This is a genomic window from Candidatus Planktophila sp., assembly GCA_030681675.1.
GTDB lineage: Bacteria > Actinomycetota > Actinomycetes > Nanopelagicales > Nanopelagicaceae > Planktophila.
The window spans coordinates 46381-52712 of the sequence record JAUXRP010000007.1 but is presented as its reverse complement, the minus strand read 5'-3'; the positions used below and the strand labels follow the sequence as shown (position 1 = coordinate 52712).

The following is a 6332-nucleotide window of genomic DNA, read 5'->3' as shown; positions in this document are numbered from 1 at the left end:
GCAGCGATAACGAGTGGACCCGCACATGCTCCGCGTCCTGCCTCATCTACACCTGCAATCGGTGCGATACCTGCATTGATGAGCCCTTGCTCAATCACTTTCACTAAGTGCTACTTAACAACGTCTATCTGTGGAATATAGGCTGCACTTTTCAACGGCCAGATAACTGCAAAAACTCTGCCAGTTACACGAGATATAGGGACCATTCCCTTATTTATATCATCTTGGTGATAGCGCGAATCGGCACTTGCCCCACGGTGATCACCCATTACCCAAATCTTCCTTTTTGGAACCGTCACATCGAAATTCAAATCACTTGGAGCATTTCCTGCAAAAATATATGGTTCGGTAATTGGTGTTCCATTCACCGTTATAAGGCCATCTTTTGTACAACAGACAACGTGATCACCGGCAACGCCAATGACGCGTTTCACTAAATATTGCTTTGCAGGATTTGGAAGAACTCCGACTGCGACTAATCCAGTTTTGATTTTTGCAATAATAGGTGAGGAGGAGTTATCGCTCGCCTCTGGCAACCAGTTCGCGGGATCTCTAAACACAACTACATCGCCTCGCGAAATATTTTTAGATAAGAATGGAAGTCTATTGACGGCAACACGATCTTGAATTTGTAAAGTATTTTCCATAGAGCCCGAAGGGATATAGAAAAATTGCACTATAAAAGTCTTAGCTAACAATGAGACTACAAGTGCAACCACTACAAGGAAAGGGAGCTCTCGGAATATTGAGCCCTTACGGCGCATTAGTTGGGAGCTTTAAGCTTGTGGAGATTCGTCAGCTGGAGATTCAGCCACGACATCTGTTGTCGTAACTTCCGCTGGAACCTCGGACACCGCTTCGACTGCTACTGGTTCGGACACTGCAACTGGCTCAGCAACAACAATTGCCTCGGGTATAACTGCAACTGGGGTTGAGAGAATTCCGTCGCCGTACCCTTCAATGCCATCGCGCTTTTCGCGAATCTTTGCAGCCTTACCGCGAAGATCGCGAAGGTAATAGAGCTTGGCACGACGAACATCGCCCTTCTTAACGAGCTCAATCTTTTCGATGACAGGTGTGTGAACCGGGAAAGTACGCTCTACGCCCACACCATAAGAGATTTTTCGGACTGTGAAAGTCTCGCGGACTCCATCGCCTTGGCGTCGCATAACAATTCCTTGGAAAACCTGAAGGCGGCTCTTGCTACCTTCGATAACACGTACATGGATCTTGAGTTCATCGCCGGCACGAAACTGGGGAATGTCATTGCGTAGGGATACTGCATCTACGGCGTCAAGGATGTTCATCTACGTACCTTTTTCTCTTTGCTGATAACAGCACTCGCTGTGGCGGTGCAGACTGCGTATCCTGCCATATAAGGGGCTCTGAGCGTAAATCGAGGTCGAGCTACTCCGGAATTGCGCGTGAAATCTGCTCGAAAAGATGTGGACCGGCGGCGATAGTCAGATTGAAGCCATGCCATTCTTTAGTTTCCACAATCGCCCCTGCCTCTCGGGCAATGAGCTCGGCGGCAGCTAAATCCCATTCCATTAACCCGGTTTCAAAGTATCCATCAACTAAGCCAGTGGCTACATGGCAGATATCTGCCGCGGCAGATCCAATTCGTCGAAGATCGCGGATCTGTGGCAGTAATGCGTTTACTATCTTCAACTGCTCATATCGCGAGGCAACATCATAGGCAAAGCCCGACGATAAGAGTGCACGGTTAAGTTCGACAGGATCGTTGCACTCAATTCTCACATCGTTTAGAAATGCTCCGCCTCTACGTGATGCTTTCCAAGTCGAATGAGTTGTCGGTGAATGAACTACTCCAGCCAATACGCCGTTTTCATCTTTAACTGCGATGCTAATTGACCAACCAGGAAGTCCATAAAAATAATTTACGGTGCCATCTACAGGATCTATGACCCACGTAACTCCACTAGTGCTTTCACGGTTTGCACCTTCTTCACCAATGATTCCATCATCTGGACGAGCGGCAAGAATTGCATCAACAATAAGTTTCTCGCTTGCATGATCCATCTGCGTTGCGATATCTATTGCCGTTGATTTTACGGTTAAATCCCATGAGGCCGGGCGATTCATTAGCAGCTCTCCAGCTTGGCGTGCAATTGATAACGCTAACTCAAGAATCGGATTTTCATTACTCATGCTGACCAGTCTAACCCTGCCATAGACTGCCCACTATGTTCTCGGCGTATTCGACTGTGGCACGAAGCCCCGGCGCAATGAAATTTTCTCTCTTCGGTCTCATCGGGCGGATGCCGATTTCGATGGACCCGCTCGCACTCATCTTTATTGTGGTGGCAGCTAGCAACTCCTACGCTCTGGCCGGTGCTTTAAGTGCCACGGCTGCGATAACTATGTCGATAGCGATGCCTTATTGGTCGGGAGTTGCCGATCGATTCGGACAGCGGGCTTTACTGATGAGAGTTTTTCCACTCAAACTTATAGGTATTGGAATTTTCATTGCTCTGGTCCAGAACGATGCTCCAAAGTGGAGTTGGTTCGCTTCGATAATTGTTGCAGAGGCGAGCTCTATTAATCTGGGTGGTTTAGTTCGACGTCGATGGCTGTACGTCCTCGGCGCCGATACATCATCAAAGAGCCACAATGAAAGAGATATCGTTAATGCCGCTTACTCACTTGAAGCCCTCAATGATGAGTTTGTATTTATAGTTGGCCCGATTATCGCTACCGCTTGCGCAACATCGATAGACCCATCGGCAGGATTACTTGCCGGACTTGTCTTTCTCTCTATTGGAATGCCGGTTTTTGCCAATCTTCGAGCAACTGAACCTCCACCATCTCCACGCATCGGGACAATACGCCCTCCAGCTGCCATGAGGAGCAAAGCTCTACAAGCCGTTGTGATTCCGATTATGTTCGTAGGCGGTTTTTTTGGTGCCATTGCAATTGTTACCGTCGCCTTTACCGCAGAATTGGGGCGTTCATCTACCTCGGGGATTCTTTTAGCCATTTGGGCTTGTGGCAGCGCAGTGGCAGCCCTGATTAATGGCTTAGTCAAATGGAGGCTCTCACATGCGGCGAGGTTCTTAATTTTCTTAATCTCTTTGACCCTGTTAGCAATACCGCTTCTATTTGCTCACTCCATTCTGGCGCTTGCACTCGCTCTTTTCTTCAATGGAGTTGCAGTAGCACCTCTCATTATTAACGCATATGGCGTGGCTGAATCATCGCTTCCCCCCGATCAAATAACGCAGTCCTTGAGTTGGGTAGTTGCGGGTATGCCGCTGGGTGGAGCTCTAGCCAGTACCGTTTCTGGTTGGAGTATCGATCGATTTGGGGCGCAGATTTCTTTTTGGGTTCCTTTAGGATTCTTAATAGCCTCACTTGTAGCCACGCTGCCTTACTTCACCACATATAAGGCGCTCATCAGTTATTCTTCCAAACATGACTGAACTGCAATTCATCGGCAAGAGCGATGAGGGTACCCATCTACGGCTGCACGATAGTGATGGCAATGAGTTCACAGTGAATCTAACGGATTCATTACGTGCCTCGGTTAATCAGCCGCACCTGATGTCGGTGCCAGAGCAACCAAGCGGTGCTATCTCTATAAAAGAGATTCAGCGTCGATTGCGATCCGGTGAGTTGCCAGAGGTTCTCGCGCGTGAAAATAATGTTAGCCTCGAAAAGATTGAGCGCTTCTCTGGGCCAATTCTGCAAGAGCGCATTTATATTATTGATCAAGCACAACAGATACCTGTTCGCAAAGAGGGCGGAAGAGATCCCGTAACTCTTCTTGGGGTAGTTCTTTCGCGCCTCGCCCCACGAAATATCGATCTCTCAGATCTCTCATGGCTGACGTGGCGTCATGAAGATGGAACTTGGAGCATCGAACTTCACTACCCACACACAAGTGGACGTGGAGTTGCACAATGGAGTTTTGATCCGACGCGTCGTCTCATAGCATCCCTCGATGAAAATGCTCGTTGGATGATGGGAGACGAACCCGCACCGCGACCAACACATTTGTCTACTCCGGGGCTTGTGTACTCAGAATCAAATCATCCATCAATGCGCGAGGCAACTAACTTTGAATCAGAGATTCCGCGACTAGCGGTAATCCGCGAAGCCCCAGATGATGAGGCCACACGTGATGGAATCGTTGCTCGAGCAAAAGTGCCCAGCTGGGATGAAATAATGTTTGGAATAAAACCAACCGAGGATCAGTAAAATACAGGAATGATTGTTGATTCAGCTCTTTATCAAAATGGCATCCGCGTTAACGGTCCTGATGACATCTCTGATTTAGTAGATATCGCTCACTCATCTGGAGGATTTGTTTGGCTTGGTCTGTCCGAACCAACTCATGAAGAGTTCGAACATGTCGTCGGTGAGCTTAACTTTCACCCACTTGCAGTTGAAGATGCCGTACATGCCCAACAAAGACCAAAGATTGAAGAGTATGAAGGACTAACTTTCTTCACTTTAAAAACGGTTTTCTACAATGAACGCAATAGCGCAATTTCAACGGGTGAGTTGATTTGTTTCGTTGAAAAAGAATTCATAGTGATTGTCCGCCACGGCGAAGGTACTCCATTAGTTACTGTTCGACATGAGTTAGAGGCAAAGCCTGAATTTTTAAAACTAGGGCCGTTTGCCGTATTGCACGCCGTAGTCGACCGTGTAATCGATGAATATAAAGTGATTGCAACTGAGCTCGAAAATGATGTGATTAACTTAGAGACCAAAGTATTTGGTGGCAAACGTCAGACTTTTTCTCAAGAGATTTACTTTCTTAAGCGTGAACTCATTGAGTATCGACACGCAATTGAGCCTCTAGTTATTCCACTGCAGAAATTAGTATCTTCAACGTACACGGAAACACCTGAAACATTAAAGCCCTTTTTTAGAGACACTCTCGATCACTTACTACGTGCCTGCGAGTATGCATCTGGCATGGATTCACTTTTAACTACTGCGTTGCAGGCCGATCTGGCTCATGTTCAAATGCGCCAAAATGAGGATGTTAGAAAGATTTCAGCGTGGGTTGCTTTGGCTGCCGGCCCAACAATGGTCGCTGGAATTTACGGAATGAATTTTGAATTCATGCCTGAACTCGGTTGGAAGTTTGGATACCCATTAGTGCTCGGAGTTGTCACAGCACTCAGTTCATTTTTGTTTTACAAGTTTAGAAAAGCCGATTGGCTCTAAGCTTTAATTTAAGGTTGTTGTAAGTAAAGCAACCTGCGTTTCTATATCGCTATCTGCGCCGTGATGGCCTACCATCGAACTCTCTTTGTCAATGCGAGTCGGATCGATTAACACGACCGTGCCTTGTGCTACGGCAATGACTTCGCCCATACGATCAAGTGAATCAGCGCTAACCAATTCACCGAATAGATTATTATCTATCGCCTGCTCGCGCGTGTAAATGTCAACGCGATCGCCTAAAAACTCTTGCCACACACTTGCAACATCGCTGCGAGCCGCTGCGTTATCGTGGTTAGGGCGCAAATACAGATGACGGGCTCGAGGTTCGCCAGCAATTGTTGCAATGTTTTCTAGGAGCGGATTCTCATCGCCGATAACAATCCTTTCACCTACATTTATCATTCCATGATCGGATGTTAGCCAGATACGGGTTCCCTTCGGCATCTCTTTCATTAGGTTTGCAACCATCAAATCGATCATGGCTAAAGCTGCTAACCATTTTTTGCTACCCACGCCATCACTATGGCCCGCCACATCGAGTTCATTCATATAGAGATAGACGAACGATGGTGTCTTGCGAAGTGCATCTTTAGTGTGTGCTATCAAATCAGGCACGACGTTGGCACCTCTGTACTCAGCGCCCCGAAAGACCGCACGTGTAAAACCACTATTTTCGTAGCGTTTAGCGGCAACATGTGCAACGTTAATACCTTCGGCCATTGCACGTTCAAACAATGTAGGCACTGGTTGCCAATTCGTTGGATCAACGCGTTCATCCCACTTAAGTGCATTTAATATTCGACCACCACTGCGTGGGACTTGCACCGTATAACCCAACATTCCATGCACACCTGGCAACGTTCCAGTTGTTAGCGTCGCAAGGCTCGTTGCCGTAGTCGAAGGAAAGGCAGTGTCAACGATTGCATGCCGTTTAAGCTGTGTGATGTTTGGTATAACGCTGGCAAAAGTTTCTAAAACGTCTGCTCCAAAACCATCAACCAGGAAAAGGATTTCGCGACCCATCAGACTAGTCCCAGCATCAATTGAATCTTCGGCCGTGCCTAGCCCAAGGCTTGAAAAAATCGATGGAGTAATCTGCGATAAATGCACGAGCCAATCTTCTCACTACA

Annotated in this window: 6 protein-coding genes and 1 pseudogene; 3 read left to right on the top strand and 4 right to left on the bottom strand. The window is 47.3% G+C overall.

Going from position 1 to position 6332, the window contains the following annotated elements; all coding sequences use genetic code 11:
- Nucleotides 1-110: 110 nt before the first annotated feature.
- The 3 genes and pseudogenes from lepB to Q8K48_02415 all read right to left on the bottom strand — a co-directional run bounded on the left by lepB (nucleotide 111) and on the right by Q8K48_02415 (nucleotide 2172).
- A complete protein-coding gene (gene lepB, locus Q8K48_02425) occupies nucleotides 111-764 on the bottom strand; it encodes a signal peptidase I (protein ID MDP1851255.1) in 654 nt (217 codons plus the stop codon).
- A 210-nt stretch (nucleotides 765-974) separates the two neighbouring features.
- Nucleotides 975-1307, bottom strand: a pseudogene (gene rplS, locus Q8K48_02420) (50S ribosomal protein L19).
- A 100-nt stretch (nucleotides 1308-1407) separates the two neighbouring features.
- Nucleotides 1408-2172, bottom strand: a complete 765-nt coding sequence (locus Q8K48_02415; GenBank protein ID MDP1851254.1) for an inositol monophosphatase family protein — start codon at nucleotides 2170-2172, stop codon at nucleotides 1408-1410.
- Between the two features lie 35 nt (nucleotides 2173-2207).
- Here Q8K48_02415 and Q8K48_02410 point away from each other — a divergent pair, with 35 nt between their 5' ends.
- The 3 genes from Q8K48_02410 to Q8K48_02400 are packed head-to-tail and all read left to right on the top strand — an operon-like array spanning nucleotide 2208 to nucleotide 5202.
- Entirely contained in the window at nucleotides 2208-3443 is a 1236-nt protein-coding gene (locus tag Q8K48_02410; GenBank protein MDP1851253.1) for an MFS transporter, read from the top strand.
- Nucleotides 3436-4221, top strand: coding sequence for a septation protein SepH (sepH, locus tag Q8K48_02405; GenBank protein MDP1851252.1), 786 nt, complete (start codon nucleotides 3436-3438; stop codon nucleotides 4219-4221). Before Q8K48_02410 ends, sepH begins: the two co-directional genes overlap by 8 nt.
- A gap of 9 nt (nucleotides 4222-4230) precedes the next feature.
- On the top strand, nucleotides 4231-5202 hold the full coding sequence (locus Q8K48_02400; GenBank protein MDP1851251.1) for a magnesium and cobalt transport protein CorA: 972 nt from the start codon (nucleotides 4231-4233) through the stop codon (nucleotides 5200-5202).
- Nucleotides 5203-5205: 3 nt separating this feature from the next.
- On the opposite strand, the gene Q8K48_02395 is transcribed toward Q8K48_02400, so the two are convergent.
- The gene (locus Q8K48_02395; protein ID MDP1851250.1) at nucleotides 5206-6312 is read right to left on the bottom strand and encodes an alkaline phosphatase family protein; all 1107 of its coding nucleotides are present in this window, start codon (nucleotides 6310-6312) and stop codon (nucleotides 5206-5208) included.
- Nucleotides 6313-6332: the final 20 nt, after the last annotated feature.

Bases quoted from the DNA above. Each gene is read 5' to 3' on its own strand.
- lepB (MDP1851255.1), bottom strand. From the start codon at position 764: ATGCGCCGTAAGGGCTCAATATTCCGAGAGCTCCCTTTCCTTGTAGTG.
- sepH (MDP1851252.1), top strand. From the start codon at position 3,436: ATGACTGAACTGCAATTCATCGGCAAGAGCGATGAGGGTACCCATCTA.
- Q8K48_02415 (MDP1851254.1), bottom strand. From the start codon at position 2,172: ATGAGTAATGAAAATCCGATTCTTGAGTTAGCGTTATCAATTGCACGC.
- Q8K48_02410 (MDP1851253.1), top strand. From the start codon at position 2,208: ATGTTCTCGGCGTATTCGACTGTGGCACGAAGCCCCGGCGCAATGAAA.
- Q8K48_02400 (MDP1851251.1), top strand. From the start codon at position 4,231: ATGATTGTTGATTCAGCTCTTTATCAAAATGGCATCCGCGTTAACGGT.